The organism is Paenibacillus sp. UASWS1643 (assembly GCF_008693195.1).
GTDB lineage: Bacteria > Bacillota > Bacilli > Paenibacillales > Paenibacillaceae > Paenibacillus > Paenibacillus amylolyticus_B.
In genome coordinates this window covers 37407-56575 of the sequence record NZ_VXKZ01000096.1, presented here as the reverse complement: position 1 = coordinate 56575, position 19169 = coordinate 37407, and the positions used below count along the sequence as shown (strand labels likewise).

Genomic DNA, 19169 nt, shown 5'->3' with positions numbered 1-19169 from the left:
CACCTCCATTGCCTCATTTGTGAACTACCACTTTCACATCGCTACCAAGCTTGTCATCAATCAGCTGTTTCAAACGTTTGATGTTCAGACCAGCCTGACAGGCCAGATGTACGTACAGACACTCTTCGTCGTAGCGAATTACCCATTCGAATTGGGCGAGTCCCGAATTCGAATCTTGGTCATCCGACGACTGAGACGACATTGGGATCGCTTCGCTGCTGGAGATGAAGCCTTGATAATTGAACAGAATCATCTGACGCGGCTCCTGTTCTGCTTGCCTGTAGGCAGTTCCCAATTGTTCCTGTATGCCATCATATTGTGCCGAGAGGGAAGAATCATGTGTAAGTGCCATAAAGTTAATGCTGTGTCGCTTCGTAAATTCCAGACGTTCCAACAGATCTTCCTGTGTGAATTCACTGTCTACCAGCACTGGAATCAGATCAAGGAATTCTCCCACATAATCGTAGTAGGATTCTTCGCCATACTCCCTTCCGTAATGCACTAGGGCTATTGGCAATTGGCTTATGTTCAGATAAGCCGCAATGATGTTGGCAAAAGTTTCAAAGCATGTCCACCAAACATCTGCAGGCTCCTTCCCTGCAAGGGACAACTCGACAGTCATCGCTGAAGGCGACAATGTTTCTGTTTCCTTCAACTTGTTCATGACGATGGTGTTACATCTATGCCATGCCTGAAGTGAAAATTGTTTCTTCATTTCATCTTCTGATACCCCTATGGGGCCTTGAGACAGAAAATTTACATAATCCTCATAATTTCGATCACTCTCGAGCTCTACACCTTGCGGTCTATATAATGCCTTCGACTCAAGTTGTTGTTTGATGATTTGGGCACTCATACCATCAAACGCAAGGTGATCAAAACTCCAAATCAGCTTATGCTCTGTGGCTCCTGTACGCAAAATACATAGACGCCATGGTAGTTCCTTCAACGTATACGTTTTGTGTAACAGAGACTGAACCAGTCTGTACTCCAGCTGCTCCATTGTAGCCGAAGCATAATGACGAATATCAAGATATGGGATAAGCTGTTGCAGCATGTCCGCCGCTAACGACATATCACATGGATGCCAATACAATCGTTCTTCCTCATATATCATGCTGTGCAGTAACTGATGCCGGGATATAACCCCAAGTATCAGGTGTTTTACAGCTTGTTCATTCAATTCGCCTTCCAGCGTTGTTGTAAATCCGCTTGCTCGTGAAGTCGTAGAAGCATGTGCTTGTTGTATTGGAGATAGTGGGAATTGACTCATAGGGGTCATGCCCGCCATAAAAGATGAAACCTGATTGCAGCTGTTTAAGACATGCAGGACCAGGCTGTCCAGTTGTTTCTCATGAAGTGTTATGTCCTGTGGTGTGACTATCGGGGACTGAATATGCAGGCTATCTTCGGACCAAACTGACGCCGGAGGATTAATGTCTACCAATTTGGCAAGCCCTCTAACTGTCGGATATTGGAATAATTCGTTCACATTGATGGCAATTCCTTCTTTTGACAAAATTTGAGTGAATGCAATCGCTTTGAGCGAATGCCCCCCATTTTGAAAGAAGTGATCTTCCACACCAATGCTTCGATTACCGAGTATCTGTCGCATGGCGGCAAGAATGACACGCTCTGTTTTTGTCCGAGGTGAATTCACTTCCAGAGACCTCTGCTGTTCTTCAACCAAATGCTCGGACAATGCTCTTCGGTCCACTTTGCCATTGGCATTAATCGGAAGATGATCCCTTCGAATAATTCGTGCAGGCACCATGTACTCTGGCAGTTGCTGGTGAAGTTCTCTTCGAATATACTCAACATCTGCCCCAGTGTCGCTTGTATAAAAAGCGGCAATGTAAAGACTTCCTGATGGTTCTGTAACTGTCATGACAAAGGCATCACGAACTCCCGAAAGACGCTCCATGCAATTGCCTATCTCCGATAACTCAATGCGAAAACCTCTAATTTTGACCTGGAAATCCGAACGTTCAATAAAAATCAGACTGCCGTCAGCCAGACGTTTGACGATATCACCTGTCCGATACATTCGTTCTCCCTTGCGAAAGGGATCATCAAGAAAGTGTTTTCGGGTAAGATCCTCACGGTTAAGATATCCAATACCCACCGCATCCCCACTGATATACAGTTCACCTGGAACGTTGGGTGGCACAGGCTTCAGCTCATCATCCAGAACATACAAAGCTGTGTTAGACAGGGGGTAACCAATGGGCAGTGAGCCAGTATAAGGCTCTGTTTGCTGTAATAAGTGGTAAGAGGCAAAAAAGGTTGCTTCCGTTGGCCCATATCCATTTAACAGCCTGCCAGGTCCCACACATGCAAGCGCTTTGTTGGCATGGCTCATCGATGCAGCTTCACCACCAAACATCACTCTACGCACATTCTTCAAACATTCAGCATCCCAATCCACCAGCATATTAAACAAGGATGTCGGAATATAAAATACTGAAATCCGTTGCTGTCGGATGACATCCGCCAAACGAGCCATATCCAAAATGGTCTCTTTTGAGATTAATACAAGAGTAGCGCCATTTATTAATGAAGCAAAAATATCGAAAATGGAACCGTCAAACGCATAGTTAGAAATTTGCAGGATACGATCCTCTGGCACGACGGTGACAAAATTGCTATTTTTCATGACTTTGGTGACATTGCGATGACTCATCACAGTCCCTTTCGGGGTTCCTGTAGACCCTGATGTATAAATGATATAAGCCGGGTCAAGAGCGGTCGTGTTCATATCTTCAACGGGCTCCTGCATGTCTCCTGAATCAAATGCTGCCAGTTCATCTGCCGGCACGATACAAGGAACTACAGATTGCCATGTGGAGGCATAAGCCGTTTCAGTCAATAACACAGCCGCATCGCAATCTTGCAAAATAAATTCAATTCTCGATGGCGGCGAAGCCGGGTCGATCGGAACATAACTGCAACCGAGTTTGAGTGTAGCAAGAATACTGATCATCTGGATCGGTCCACGGTCCAGAATGAGAGCAATACTGGAGCCTGATTTTATCCCTTGTCCAAGCAACCTGAACGCCAGCCACTGAACACGTTCATTCAGATCCGCATAGCTCCATTCACTGTCTTCCCAGACCAATGCTGTCTTCTGTGCATGCACATGAACTTGTTCCTCGAATAATTGGGAAATGGTCGCATCTCGCGGATACTGAGCGGCATTATCGTTGACTCCGTACAGCAGCCATTCCTCTTCCTCCGGTGTAGTGAGCTTAATCTGACCAATTCGTTCATTATGCCCTGTTGTGATCTGAGACAGGATATACCGGAATTTATCCAGCATCAGTTCCATGGACTCCGCTTTAAACAAATCCGAGCGATAGTCAAGTTCAACCGTGTACCATTGCTTGTGCTCGACCAGTGTCCAAGTCAGATCAAATTTGGCATCCACCTTACCTTCGACCCATGGTTCAAGCATTAGTTCCCCGGCTTCAGGATCATCGGTTCCCATATTAATGTAATTTAACACCACATCAAATAGGGGGTTGCGGCTTAAATCACCGAATAGACCAAGTTGTTCCACCAGTGCTTCATAAGGATAATGTTGATGCTCATAACAGGATAACAGCTTGCCACGCATCTCATTCAAATACGTCTCTGTGGACCATTCTCTGTCCATGCTGGTGCGAATGGCAAGCATGTTCACGAACATACCCATAACGTTGTTGAGTTCTGGCTTCTCACGCCCCGCAACCGCTGTACCAACGACCAAGTCGTCTTGACCCGTATACTTCCAGATTAATAGATTCAAAGTTGCCATAAACAACATATAAGGTGTAAGCCCTTGTTGAGTACAGAAGTCATTGACCTGTGTGCTTAACGACTCACCAAGTTCAATGGAACGTCTGTCTCCGCTGTAAGATGACGCGCCATGTCTTGGGAAGTCTGTAAGCAATTCAACCGGTGCAGGCTTGTCCTCAAATTCCCGTATCCAAAACTTGGCGTCTTCAACAGATTGTCCGTGTGACGCATCTTCATCACGCCATTCCGCATAATCCTTATACTGAATGTCAAGAGATTGTAATGTTTCTCCTCTGTACATGCGAGCAAAATCCTGCATCAGGATCGCAATGGAACTCTGATCCGAAATGATATGATGCATGTCGATGAATAAGATGTGTTCCTCTTGAGAAAGGCGAATGAGCTTAACACGAACCAATGGTGCGCTGGTCAGATCAAAAGGCTTTATCCATTCCATGACCTGTTCTAACCCTGCTGTTTCTAATTCCAGCAACTCCACCACGCTTGGAACCTGCTCCTCGACAATTTGGAAAAGCTCACCGTCAATCATTTCAAACCTGGTACGGAATGCTTCATGTCTCTCTACCAGTGCATCCATGATTACTCTGAATTGGGCAGGGTCAAGTTTTCCTCTTACCATATAAGAGCTGGCGAGATTGTACGCCGTACTCTCACCTTTCATCCACTCATGTACCACATACAGTCTTCGCTGTGCAGAAGTGGTCTTGTATTTCTCTTTCTTAGTAACTGGCAAGATTGGGTCCACTGAATTGGAGTCACTTGTAGCCTGGTGTTCAGCAATCCATTGAACCATGTGTTCAAACACAGAATGATCAAAAACCTCTTCCAGCCCCAAATTTAGTCCAAACGTTTCTTTAATCCTCGACGCCAAGGAAATCGCTTTTAATGAATGACCCCCGAGCTCAAAGAAATCATCTTCAAGGCCGACTTCTCCATTACCAAGCAACTCCTGCCACAATTGCGACAATACATGCCTTATCTCATCATCCGTCCGTTGAACCCTGACTTTCCCAGATGGAGATTGGTCTAATGCTGCGATAGAACCCGCTGCAACCTGCGACATACCTGCAAGCTGATACAACGCAACATCATGTTGATGAACAATGGGATCAAAGGAATACGTCGGCAGGGAGATTTTTTGCCTACGCCCCGTTCCGTTTAACTGTTCCCAATCCAACTCCATGCCAGAGCACCAGCAAAAAGCAAGTACTTTCATTAAATACACGTCTGCCTCAAGCAAGCTCTGACGATCTCCAGTAAGAGCAATGATGTTTGGCTCTGATAATGAATCCGGGGCTATTTGTTCTGTATCCTGCAGCTGATTCGAAACGATCCACAGCGTATGCCCTGCAGATTCAGAAAGCGTCTTGCGATTTAGCAGCGTGAACAGGAAATTTGGAGATAACAGTGGTGCAATACTCGACGCAAGGTCTGTTACAGTTGCATCTGTCATCCTTCCTGTCAAAGCATCTGACAATGCTCCTTCTTGTAGTGACCAATGCTCCAGATTGTATAGAAGCCCAACGGCATGTACTGGATCAAGTGCATCACTAATAACCAATCCCACCAGTTCGCCAACGCCTTGTCCACAGAGAGCATCCGGCTTGATACCAAGCTGCATCACGGTTTTATAAAGAGCATATTGCACAACAAAGCACTGCATGCGCTCAAGCCTTGAATCGGCTAACGATCGCCCTATACCCTGGCGAATGGCATACTGTTCCTTGGACTCAAAGAGATTCAGTATCTCTTCAAAGTGCTGCTTGAATATCTCTGAGACCTGGCTGCGATACACAGAAGCATATAGTTCCCGAATCTTGCGCGCTTCCCAACTTGCATTTCCGCTGAGATAAAACATGACTTTAGGCTTTCCATTCATCACACTTGCCTGTGTCTCAAACTCTACAGACTGCTCGCTTGGCGGAATATAACCGTCTACAACGATTAGTGCTCTACGATGAATGAATCTGCTTCTTCCCTTCTGTAGTGTCCATGCAGCATTGGGCAACTGCTCCGGCAATGCATGGATCGCCTGTAGAACCGAATCGTACGTGCGTTCCAGCGCAGATTCACTTTTGGCCGAGAAGGGCAGCAGAAGCAATGATTCATAATTGGCTTGGCTCTCTTGGACGGGCGGTTGCTCCAGAATGACGTGAGCATTAGTACCCCCGATCCCAAACGAACTGACACCTGCTCGCAGGACATGCTTCGCGTCTTCTAATGACTGTGGCTCCTTGTTGATATAGAAGGGACTATGCTCCAGTTCCAACATCGGATTCGTCCGATTCATATGAATCTGTGGCGGAACCACCCGGTGATAAAGCGTCAGTACGGTTTTAATAAAACCGGCGACACCTGCTGCCGCATCAAGATGCCCAATATTGGCTTTCACAGAACCTAGAGCACAATAATTTCTACGATCTGTTCCCCATGACTGCCTGAGTGCTTCGATTTCAATCGGGTCACCCAGTTTGGTTCCTGTTCCATGCGCCTCCAGATAGGAGATCTCTTTTGGAGACACTCCCGAACGATGAAGAGCTGATTGAATAACCTTGACCTGCCCGGCCACACTCGGTGCTGTATATCCAATTTTGTCCATGCCATCATTATTAATCGCTGAACCTTTAATGACTGCATAGATATGATCTCCATCTCTCTGCGCGTCGCGGAGTGACTTGAGCACAACCATTCCACATCCATTACCAGACACAGTACCAGATGCCTGCTCATCAAACGGTCTGCAATGACCATCCTTTGAATAAATCATGCCTTCATGCCAGCGATAACCTTCTTTGAGCGGATAGGAGATAGAGACACCTCCCGCAAGTGCCACATCACACTCCCCACGAATCAGCGATTCAGCAGCTTGGTGGATAGCGACCAAGGAAGTTGAACATGCGGTCTGTACGGCCATACTCGGCCCTCTCAGATTTAATTTGTGAGATACTCGGGTTGTAATATAGTCCTTTTCATTTAAAGTCATGGCTTCAAAAGCCTGTAGCAAATTACCGGAACGACCTAGAAATTGCACCATCCATGGTAAGCTCAGTCCACTTCCGGCAAACAATCCTATAGATCCCTCATAACTGTAAGGATCACACCCGGCATGCTCAAGCGCCTCCCATGAGCACTGATGCAGCAGCCGTATTTGCGGATCCATCATGTTGGATTCCTGATGTGGATATTCGAAAAATCCGGAGTCGAAATACTCAGTATCTTGCAGTACACCTTTGGCCCATACATAATCGGGATGTTTGAAGTCTTCCGGTCGTACACCCGCAGCGGTTAGATCCTCCTCATTCAGACGGGTGATACCGTCCTTACCTGCCATTAGGTTATCCCAGAACTCCTCAATATTTCTTGAGCCGGGAAAATGCCCTGCCATGCCAATGACTGCGATATCCGACAAAGAAGAATCTCTGCTACTGTGTTCTGAAGCAAACGAGATACTCTGTTTTGGTCTGCTCAGTGCCGGTCTGCTCTGCTCCACTTTGCTGTGTTCAACTGTGCTCATCACATCATCTTTGGGAGCTGTTGTCGAGTCCGGGTTCGTAACAGGATATCCAGCCGTAGCGATATGCCCGCTCTCCTCTCGCACCTGTTGTGTAACTGTCGGCAGCATCTGCTCAGCCACCAGATGATTGACCAGTGATGCAATGGAGGAATGCTCAAACAATTGCACCAGCGGAACGCTTTTATCCAGATAGGCATTCAGCCGATTATTGATCAAGATAAGCCCCAGCGAGTTGCCTCCGATGTCAAAAAAGTGATCATGGATATTAACCGTATCCAGATTCAATATTTCCTTCCACGTTGCAATGAGCATCTGCTCCAAATCAACTTTTGCCCGCTCCATTCCTTGAATCGATGAGCCATAAACCAGAGCAGGGTTATTCCTCTCTCCCGTTTCAAAATCAGCCAGACGAAGGGCATTGCGATTCAGTTTGCCATTAGGCAGCACAGGCAGATTTTCCAGACAAATCAAGCGAGAAGGCATCATGTACTGTGGAAGCCGCTGCTTTAACCAGGTCCGAAGCTGTACGTCTTCATCTTCCATAACGGAAGGCCCAATCCCGGGCTTCAGACTGTAGAAAAGGATTAATTGCAACGAATGTTGCTCGGCCCCTTCTACCTTAACGACAGCTTCTCTTACACGTTCATAATTCATCGCTGCCTGCTCAATCTCGTTCAGTTCAATCCGGTAGCCACGAATCTTCACCTGCTGATCCAACCGTCCCATTAACTCAACATCCCCATCCGGCAGTATACGGGCCAGATCGCCAGTTCGGTACAAACGGCCTCCCAAAACATATGGGTTTGCAATGAATCGGGCATCGGTCTCAGCTGCATTGTGCAGATAACCGCGGGATAATCCTTTTCCTGCAATGCACAGCTCTCCATAACTGCCAGGTGGCAGTATTTCACCTTCATCATTCAGAATATAAATCTCTGTATTGGTAATGGGCTTGCCAATGGTAATCGCGGCTGTGTCATTCAATTCTTTGGTCGTTGACCAGATCGTAGTTTCCGTTGGTCCATACATGTTAAAGACACGAGCGGGCGTAAGCCGCTTCAGATCGGTGAGGAGTCCCACAGGGACATTTTCCCCTCCGGTAAGAACACACCGCAGATTGCCCAGCGCCTGAGCGAATTCCGGATTTTCGACAAATGCCTTAATGCGTGAGACAGTGCTAAGTATGTGCGTAACACCATGTTCACGTATTCGACGTGAAGCAAGAGCCGGGTCAAGCTGTTCCTGCTCATTGGCCAGATACAGCGAATATCCGGTGCATAGTGGTGCCCACACTTCAAATCCGAAAATATCAAAAGATATGGTCGTTACACTGATGATGCGATCTGTCTCATGTGCAAAAATATGTCGGTGCCTGATGTCCTCAACAAAATTGACCATCGCCTCATGAGTAATCATGACCCCTTTGGGACGACCCGTCGATCCTGAGGTGAAAATCACACAGGACAGGTCCGAAGACAGGAAGTTTACGTCCGGGTTAACGGATGAGCGCACATCCTGGGCAGTTGGATCATACACGAATCGCTCTCCGCTAAAAGTCACTGTGCCTTCTTCATCAGGCGTACACAGCAATACGTTCATTCGGCTGTCTTCAATCATATTCACGATACGCTGCGGCGGAAAAGCAGGGTCCAGAGGCACATAAGCCGCCCCAGCTTTCAGCACTGCCAATAGCATAATGATCAACGATTCTTCTCGTCTGGATAATATGCCCACAGGTTCATCCCGGCGTACACCTTGATCAATAAGCTTCCAAGCCAGCGTATTAGCTTTTTCATTAAGCTCCCTGTAGGTAAAAGAGGCTCCGGATGATACAAGGAGAGCTTTCTTGTCTGGTGTGTGTTCTGCCTGCAGCTCGAACAGCCGATGCAGACCCACCGCAGGAGTGTAATCCCGACGTGGTCCAGCAAGCAGATGGACTGGGTGCTCATGAGAACCAGTGTTTCTCTCAAACAGTTCGCTCAGAGACAGATTGGGCTGTTGTATAACCTCTTGGCAGAGTCCAATAAACTCCTGCATCATACCTTCAACTGTGTCCCGGCGGAACAGATCCATCGAGTATTCGATATATCCTTCAATCACCTGCTTCTCCCTGTTTTCTTGACAGGTCATTAACAGATCATAAGTAGACGTACCCGTCTCCACCGGAAAAGAACTGAATTGCAAACCATGAAGTTCAAGTCCATGCAAATCCATGTTCTGATAATCAAAACAAACATCAAATACCGGATTTCGGTTCAACTCACGTGTCACGCCCAGTTGTGCCACAAGCTCATTAAACGGATACTCCTGATACGCAAAAGCATCCAGTGTATGTTGTTTAAGTTCGCGTAAAAAATCAGTGTACGTACGATCAAACGTTGGAAAATTCCGCATCGCAATCATATTGACAAACATGCCTACCGTCTCTTTCCACTCCTCTTGTATCCTTCCTGCAACAGGCGTTCCTACCACAATGTCCTGCTGACCTGAGCGGTGTGCAAGAAGAAGATTCCACACACTTAGCATTACCATATACATGGATGCTTCCGATGAGGAAGCCAGCTCGTGCAAGTTTTGCGTTAACGAACGATTCAACGTGAAATGGAGACGTCCCCCTTGCATGGATCGCTGTGATGGACGCTCATGGTCAAGTGGAAGCTCCAGCACAGGTAAAGAAGGGCCAAGATGGTCCAGCCAGTATGTTTGATGTGAAATGTATTCATTTGAAGCGAGACGCTGCTGCTGCCATACCGCGTAATCTTTGTACTGCAATCGGACTGCATGCTCTTTGCCAAAATATAAATCATTGAAGTCACGAGTAATGATTTCGACAGATGTACCATCTGCGATAATATGGTGAATATCAAAGAATAGCAGGTGCTTGCGCTCGCCCATCTTAATCAGTTCAACCCGCATAAGCGGAGCACTCCCCAGATCAAAAGGACGAATCAATGTCTCGATCATCGCAGGCAACTCTTGGTCATCTGCCACATGCTGCTCTGCATAGCCCATACTTAAGCGAACCGAAGGTTGGATGATCTGAACGATCTCAACGCCCCGTATCTCAAACGATGTTCTGAGCGCCTCATGATGCTGCATCAACTTCTGCAAAGCAGACTCAACTCTTATACGGTCCAATTCACCTTCAATAATGGTTGCAGACGGTAGGTTGTATGCCGTATTGCCTGGATCAAGCATCGCTTGTGTGAACATACGCATCTGTGCAGAAGAGATTGGATACGCATCCATAGTGGGTGCAGATTGAATTGTCTGTTGGTCCACTTTTGGTTTCGCAATGACATAGAGATGCTCCGCCAATTGAATAGGCGTTGAATGATTGAAAATATCTGCTACCTCAGGCTGAATTCCTAAATGAGACCGGATCCATGCAGACAAGCTGACTGCTTTGAGAGAATCTCCTCCAACCGCAAAGAAATTAACCTCTTCATCTAGATCATCGATGCCAAAAATCGTTCGATATGCATCCAGAACAATCTGTTTCAATTGGTCTGAACCACCAGTATAAACTGTCCCTTTTATTAGAGCAGAGCTACTTCCCTTACCCTGCTCTGCATGCTGCCTATTATCCCCGGTACCCATTCCTTCCGCTGCTGATGAGCCAGAAAGAGAAACACTGACAGGATAGGATTGTTTGTTGAAAACATAAGTAGGCAGAGAGCATTTGCGTCGTACCGTCTGCCCTTTGAGCACCTTCCAGTCCGGTTCAATGCCTTCGCACCATAACTCCGCAAGTCTGCGGTTCACATAGATACTGTCCTGCTCTGTTTCCCTTACGTGACGCAGCATATTCAGTACCGTCTGAGAATCTCTTGATTGACTGTGCTGTCTGGCAAAGGAGCTTAGCGTTCGTCCTGCACCTACTTCAATTAATACAGCCCGCTCATCCTTCAACACTTCAGCCAGGTTTGATTCAAACAACACCGGCTGTAAAATATGACGGGACCAATAGTCAGGTTTTGTGATTTCATCTCCAAGCGCCCATGTTCCACTGGTGTTGGACAGTAATGGGATCTGTGGTGTATGAAGTGAATGCTCTGCTAGATAACGTCTAAATTCCTCGGCAGCCTGATTCATCATTGGCGTATGGAATGCATGGGAAGTCTTTACACGAATGCACTTCCAGCCCATTCCTTCAGCCTTGGCTTCCATCCGTGAAATGGCTTCAGCTGTCCCACCAATCACACTGGAACCTGTAGTATTCACCAGGGCAAGCCACATGTCTTCCTCCAGTTGTGACTTCACCTGCTGTACATCCGCCATAACGGCAAGCATGACCCCGGGTTGTTGTTGCTGCATTAGACGTCCGCGAAGCCGAACTAACTTGACAGCATCTCCGAGTTCGAACACACCCGCTACCGCAGCGGCAGCCAATTCACCAATGCTGTGTCCGATCATGCCATCTGGCTTGATGCCCAGATCCAGTAGCGACTTGGCCAGCGCATAACTGGTCATGAACAGTGCGAATTGGCTGTACTCCGTCTGGTTTATTCGCTCAGGCTGCTGATCCCCGTATACAACGGACAGCATATCTTCTCGTTCTTCCGCAGGCAGAAGGTCCAATATTTCCTGAATATAACTTCTGAAGATTGGAGCTAGGCCTGCTTGCTCTGTAGATCTGTATAGTTCTGCACCCATTCCCTGATACTGACTGCCTTGTCCGGGGAACATAAAGTATACGGGACGGGTGCCTTGAGCTGAATGGTATACGCGTGCTTTCCCCAGCTGCTGTATCAGCTTGTCCGGATTATCCTTCCATGTCTTATCCAGAATGAGTGCCTTACGATACGCAAAAACAGATCTACCTGACTGCAAGGTCCACGCTGCGTTCGACACAGATTGATCCGGATGTTGAGTCAGATGTTCCATAATCCGTTCAGCGGTGCGGTTCAGTGAGTACTCTGTTTTGGCGGAAAAAAGCAATATATTTACGTCATCATCCGGACTGCACTTCTCCATCTCGGGAGCCTCCTCCAATACCATGTGAGCATTCGTGCCCCCCACACCAAATGAATTGATTCCTGCGCGCATGACTCCAACATTGCCCTGTTTCCAGTCCACACCTTGTGCAATAACTTTAAAAGGCGTATTCAAAAAATCAATCTTGGGATTAGGCTGCTCATAATTCGCTGTTCCAGGGATATAACCTTGTCCAAGACTGAGCGCTACCTTGATTAAACCAACCACACCTGCGGCTGTATCCATATGTCCCACATTGCCCTTGACCGAACCCAGATAACAAAATTGCTTTTGGTCGGAAGCAAAGGCCCGAGTTAACGAGTTTACTTCAATTGGATCACCAAGCAACGTTCCCGTACCATGTGCTTCGATATAACTCACCGTTTCCGGGTCTACTCCGGCTACCTTATAAGCATCCTGAATGACTTCAGCCTGTCCGTTTACGCTTGGAGCAAGGAAACTGAGTTTCTCTTGTCCGTCATTGTTAATTGCTGAGCCTTTGATGACCCCGTAGATATGATCTCCGTCCCGCAGAGCATCGGTTACCCGCTTCAGCACCACAATTCCCATACCATTGGAGAAGACGGTTCCACTGGCTGCCGCATCAAATGGACGACAGTGTCCATCTGTGGAGAACATCATGCCATCCTCAAATATGTAACCCCCTTCATTGGGCAACTCCACGGTGACCCCACCAGCCACGGCCACATCACATTCTCCAACGATCAAAGATTGACATGCCAGATGAGGTGTAACCAATGAAGTAGAACATCCCGTCAGAGCGGTATAGGCCGGCCCTTTTAAGTTAAGCTTATAAGCCATTCGGGTAGCGAGAAAATGATTGGTGCTGAGGGTAAATGCTTCGTATTTACTGCTATAGTTAGCATCGTTAAAAAGCACTTGACGGTACCATTCGAAGTCATCGGACCCGCCAAGGAACACACCCACCTTACCCGCTTCATCCGGTCTGCAGCCTGCATCCTCCAGCGCTTCCCATATTCCCTGATACAGAAGTCTGAATTGGGGAGACATCATTTTGGCTTCACCGGGAGTATAGTCAAAGAACCCTGCGTCAAACTCATCGATGCCGTTGGCACGTCCTTTTGCCTTGACGTAACGAGGTGAACGCAGCAGCGCTTCCTCCACACCAAGCTCCCTCAATTCATCATCACTATAAAAGTGAATGCTTTCCCGCCGTTCAACCAGGTTACTCCAGAACTCCCTTATATCCTCAGCGCCCGGCACATTCACCGCCATGCCCACAATTGCAATGTCCTCACGCATAATGCCGTCTTTTCGTTGAAACAATTGTTCCCTTTCAGTCGGTACCCGAACTGCCTCATCCTTCGGACCCAGCGCGGCAAATTGACGCAATGTCGGGCATTCGAAAAAACGAGGAACAGGGAACTCGACATCGGTATAATGTTTTAGTTTATTGTGAGCCTGAATGACAGAAAATGAATTTCCGCCCAATTCAAAGAAATGGTCATCGCGCCCTACTCTCTCAACACCGAGCACTTCGGCCCACACTTCGGCTATCACCCTCTCAAGTTCGGAAGACGGGGCGGTATAGAACGTACTGGAAGTGTGAGCATGCGTGATATCTGCCATGAGTGCCTTCCGGTCAATCTTCCCACTGCTATTCAATGGAAATTCGGATTTATGTACAAAAACGGATGGTATCATATATGCCGGCAACGAACGAGACAGATACTCTCTCAATTCGACAGAAGGCAGCTCCTGCTCTGACAGATAGTAGGCATACAGCAAGCCGGACCTACCTTCAAATGATTTCATGACTACCACGGTCTGGATGACACCCGGATAGGATGACAGCGTATTCTCAATTTCGCCTGTCTCCAGTCTGGCTCCCTGAATTTTAACCTGGAAATCAATGCGTCCCAGATATTCGATCGTACCGCTTGGGAGTGAACGTACCAGATCACCTGTGCGGTACATGTACCTGAAATGCGCTGCGTCCTGTCCTTCTTGAAAGAAAGGATTAGGGACAAACCTCTCTCGGGTCATCTGTTCCAGATTCAGATATCCACGTGCAAGCCCAACACCGCTAAGACAAAGCTCACCTGGAATACCTAACGGCTGAAGCTCATCATGATTTCCGACGACATACCATCTGGACTCATTGAGCGGGTAGCCAATCGGTACATTGCCCAAGCCTTCGTAATGGCTTAACGGATAATGAGAAACCCATATGGTGCATTCGGTTGGACCATATACATTTTCAAGACTTGCTCTAATGCCTAACCTGTTAAACTTCTCAATGATGTCTGGCGTGACTGCCTCTCCGCCAACAAACATCCATTTCAACGTTTCCAATGCTGACAGATCGGAGCGAAGCTCCATCGTTTCCAGAAAAAGACGAAATAAAGTTGGAACAAAGTTGATGTGGGTCACCTTATGTGATGCCACCGTAGACAAAATACGAGAAGGGTCTTTTTCTGCTCCAGGCTCAAGAATACTTAGTGCGCCTTCACCCATGAACCAGCCGAAAAGTTCCGTGGCCGATACATCAAAGGTATATGCTGTTTTCAGCAAGTAAACATCCTGCGCCTGCATTGGAAAACGACGCTCCAGATCAAGCAGTGTATTGACTACGCTATGATTTTCAATCATGACTCCTTTTGGCTTGCCTGTTGAACCGGATGTGTACATGATATAGGCAAGGCTATGCGGATTCAGCGCCTCTTCGAGATTTGAGGTATCCCCCGTATAGGCCTGATCTCCCTCAACGTAGATGTACTGGACATCCAGAGTCTCGTCATCTTTTTCGGGCTGTATAGCCAGCACTATGGATATGTCTGCATCCGATATAATATAGGCCTTTCTGGACAAAGGATAGGAAGGGTCTACAGGCACAAAAGCACATCCGGCTTTTAATACAGCCAATAGGGCAATGACCATATCCGAGGAACGCGGCATCTGCACGCCAACTGCCGCGTTATCACTTTTTTTACTCGCAACGATCTGCCTAGCCAATTGGTTCGCTTTTGCGTTGACCTGCGCATAGGTCTGATGCTGCTTCCCTTCCATTAGAGCTACCCGCTCCGGGAAACGTGCTACTTTATCGTGAAATATATCCATAATATGTTGTGGAGTGTAGGGAAAATAAGAAGTTTGATTGAATCGGTACAGTAGGTTTTCTTTCTCATCCTGCATCAGGAGGCTGAACTCACTGATTTTTTGATCAGAATTGGTTACTAGTTGATTCAGCAAGTATAGAAATCGTTGGCCCATTCGCTCCATTGAATCTTCACGGAACAAGCTCGGTTTGTATTGCAGCTTCAACTGAGCACCTTGCGGTAAACGACTCAACACCACCATTAGATCTCCTGGAAACGTAACCTTATCCTGATCCAGAATACGAGTTCCGAGCATATCTTCCTCATAGGAATCATAAACAAAGGAGATATCAAACAACGATGGTGATCCGGGATGAGCCTGTAACATGCTGTCTCTGACAATGAGGTTATTGGGATATCCGATGTTCCTGTACGTATCCATCCAGGTTGTGGCTACTTGTTGCAGCAGAGGTTTTAGAGTTGATTCGAGGTCAATATTGAATCGCATAGGCAACATATGGACAAAACATCCAATCGTTTCTTCCAAGTCCATACCGGGACGATGAGAATATGGGGAGGCAAAGGTGATATCGTCTGTACCCACATATTTACTCATAAGAATGCCAAAGGCACCCATAAAGAACATAAAAACGGTTACTTCATTATCTTTGGACATCTGTGTAATATCAGCCATTAACGATTCCGAAATATCAAATCGCAGTTCATGACCAATTCCTTCTTGTAAAGAACCTGCTGGAAAGTCGTGCTTTAGAGAAAGAGGTTCCGCTCCCTTCATTTTGTTTAACCAGTATTCACGCTCTTTGGAGTACTTGTTTTCGTGCAGTTTCTTGTTCTCTGCCTCAACATAAGAGATGAATCCTTCATCCAGCTTGACATCCACAGGCTGATCTTCAAGAAGACACGTATAGGACTGAATAAGTTTGTTTTTCATCAGTTCAAGCGACATGCCATCACATATTAAATGATGAATACATAAGGTCAGAATATATCGGCTTTTATCCATCTGAACAATCATTATACGGAACAGAGGACCTTTCTCCAGATCAAAAGGTGTCCCGATGCATTCATCCACCAGTGCTTCTAACTGTTGTTCCTTTGGATTCTCCTGATTCTCGCTACTTAGGTCCCACAAGACAAGTGAATAATCCATATCTTCATGAACGGATAACACGGGTACATCATTTTGAATCTCAATCCGAGTACGCAGCACCACTTGCTCATACATAAGCAATTCGATGGCCCGGCGAAATATCTCCATTTGAAGATGATCAAATTGCATTGAAGCTGAGATGTTATACGAAGTGGGATCATTCACCTGACAATCAAAATAGATTCCCTTTTGTGTTTCGGAAAGTTCAACGTTTTTTTGTACCATCACGACCACACCTCATCGTTTAATTGAGATTCAAGCTGTGTAAGGCAAAAAATCAATTACAGCTTAGTGCATTACCCAGATTCCGCCAGCCAATACGGAGAGAACCGTGATAAACGTTTGATACACCACATCCATAATGAGATTCCCGATACTGTCTCCATCTGCCTTGCGATTTTTAATCATGACATAAGTATGTGACCAAAGACCACTTAACCCGTATATGTACATCGTTACCAATACACCAACCCAAAAGTTCCCCTGGAACCATATGGCCATAATCCCCATAACTCCAAGCCCTACCTGGGAAAACCCGTATTTAACCTGAAACGGTCCACCAGGCCATCCTAACATTTTGGCTGTCTGATCCGCTCTGGCAATGTTAACAACATAACCAATCACTCCAACCAATCCAAAGGTAACCACAAACTGATGAAGCAGCAATACTCTGCTAATCTCGCTCATTTCCCCGGGAAAACCTAACACATACAGGTGTACTCCCCCTGAAATTAGACCTAACAACCATAGAACCAAAAACCACATGCCTGTCCCACTCCCGCCGTTTGTTATTTGGAATCATTTGTAACTAAATGTACAATCTTGTAGATACACACATTATATAATCGCTTTTACATTTGTCAATTCATACATAATTTTCTATTTTGTCGAAGCTTTTGTCATTTTTCTTCTACTGTACGCAAACAAGAAAACCATATAGTTCCATTTAACTTGAAAATAATAGGAATTTAGCCCTGTTATTACATTAAAAGGTTTGAAACCTGTTTCTTTTTTAACGCTTCAAAAGAACCACAACTCATTTATTTGATATAGGTGATAGTTCAATTATCATCTGTTTGATCATCTACGATTACAGGATAACAGCAACTATCAATTAACATATGATATAAAAGAATTGACAACCAATCACTTTGTAACTATTATAGTTACAACGGTGGTGATTATCCCATGAGACAAATCAGCAGTCGCTTTTCCATTGCGGTTCATACCCTGTCCCTGATCGCTGTTATGCCCAATGAATGCACCGGAGATGTGATCGCGCAGAGTGTGAATACCAATCCCGTGATTATTCGGCGGATTATGTCCAAGCTGAAACAGGCTGGTCTAATTGACGTCAGACCCGGTGTGGGCGGTGCTTCCTTGTTGAAAGATCCGGCCGAAATTACCCTTCTCGATGTATATCGAGCGCTAGAGGTCGTGGAGGATGGGGAATTGTTTAACTTTCACAAACATCCGAATCCGAAATGTCCGGTCGGCAACATGATTGAACACACCTTGCGTGCCGAACTCATTGAGGCTCAGACAGCCATGGAACAGCGCTTGAATCGTGTAACCATACAGCAGATGATGGATCAGATTCATGTCTCTGAATAAAAAAGCTCATTATGAGCTTTTTTTGACCCTTTCGTTGTAATCACACCTGTTATAACATTTTTGATTACAACCATATGCAAACAAAACACATATCCTAGGAGGAAAAGAAGATGAAAATTTTGGTCACTGGCGCAACAGGTCAATTGGGTTCACTGGTTGTAGAGGCATTGTTAAAAACGGATTCTGCCAAAGATGTGGCAGTAAGTGTACGTAATCCGGAGAAAGCGGAAGCACTCCGCGCTCAAGGCGTTGACGTGCGTCACGGTGATTTCGATCAACCGGAGACATTGGAGAAAGCTTTTGCCGGTGTAGACCGTCTGTTGCTCATCTCCACCGATGGTGACAATGAAACGCGAATTCGCCAACATCAGACTGCCGTGGACGCTGCCAAGAAAGCAGGCGTGGGCTTCATCGCTTATACAAGCGTTGTGAATGCAGAGAAAAATACCCTTTCCCTGGCGGAAGTTCACCGCGCTACAGAAAAAGCGATTCGTGAATCCGGCATTCCGTATTCCTTCCTGCGCAACAACTGGTACCTGGAAAATGAAGCAGGCAGTGTGCAAGCAGCTACACAAGGTGCACCTTGGGTTCATGCCACCAACAACAGCCAAGTAGGCTGGGCTACCCGCAGTGACTATGCCCATGCTGCTGCAGCTGTACTCGCAGGAGAAGGACATGGAAACTCCGTATATGAATTGTCCGGCAAACTACGCACACAAGCTGAACTGGCTGCCATTGTTGGTGAAGTGCTTGGACAAGAAATTAACGTGCAAAACGTGGACGATGCCGCTTACGCTGACATCATGAAAGGCGCAGGTCTACCGGACTTTGTCGTATCGATGCTCGTTGATATGCAAAGTGCCATCCGTGGAGGCGCATTGGCTGTAGAGAGTGATACTTTAGAGAAATTGCTTGGCCGTCCGGCTCAGCCACTTAGCGAAGGTATTCAAGCAATTTTAGGCAAGTAAGTTTTGGATATGAGAAAGGGACACACCAACCAATGTTGGATGTGTCC

General features: G+C 46.5%; 4 protein-coding genes. 2 read left to right on the top strand and 2 right to left on the bottom strand.

The window, feature by feature from the left end; genetic code table 11:
• Positions 1–13 precede the first annotated feature (13 nt).
• Together FE296_RS05350 and FE296_RS05345 are read right to left on the bottom strand one after the other, a co-directional pair.
• A complete protein-coding gene (locus FE296_RS05350) occupies positions 14–16765 on the bottom strand; it encodes a non-ribosomal peptide synthetase/type I polyketide synthase (protein WP_223868781.1) in 16752 nt (5583 codons plus the stop codon).
• Positions 16766–16828: 63 nt separating this feature from the next.
• Entirely contained in the window at positions 16829–17305 is a 477-nt protein-coding gene (locus tag FE296_RS05345; RefSeq protein ID WP_026080959.1) for a DUF6790 family protein, read from the bottom strand.
• A 423-nt stretch (positions 17306–17728) separates the two neighbouring features.
• Here FE296_RS05345 and FE296_RS05340 point away from each other — a divergent pair, with 423 nt between their 5' ends.
• The gene (locus tag FE296_RS05340) at positions 17729–18154 is read left to right on the top strand and encodes an Rrf2 family transcriptional regulator (RefSeq protein ID WP_150364426.1); all 426 of its coding nucleotides are present in this window, start codon (positions 17729–17731) and stop codon (positions 18152–18154) included.
• Positions 18155–18264: 110 nt separating this feature from the next.
• A complete protein-coding gene (locus FE296_RS05335) occupies positions 18265–19122 on the top strand; it encodes an SDR family oxidoreductase (RefSeq protein ID WP_150364425.1) in 858 nt (285 codons plus the stop codon).
• Positions 19123–19169 lie beyond the last annotated feature (47 nt).

Excerpts from the sequence above, each read along its gene's own strand:
- FE296_RS05345 (WP_026080959.1), bottom strand. The coding sequence starts at position 17,305 with ATGTGGTTTTTGGTTCTATGGTTGTTAGGTCTAATTTCAGGGGGAGTA.
- FE296_RS05340 (WP_150364426.1), top strand. The coding sequence starts at position 17,729 with ATGAGACAAATCAGCAGTCGCTTTTCCATTGCGGTTCATACCCTGTCC.
- FE296_RS05350 (WP_223868781.1), bottom strand. The coding sequence starts at position 16,765 with ATGGTACAAAAAAACGTTGAACTTTCCGAAACACAAAAGGGAATCTAT.
- FE296_RS05335 (WP_150364425.1), top strand. The coding sequence starts at position 18,265 with ATGAAAATTTTGGTCACTGGCGCAACAGGTCAATTGGGTTCACTGGTT.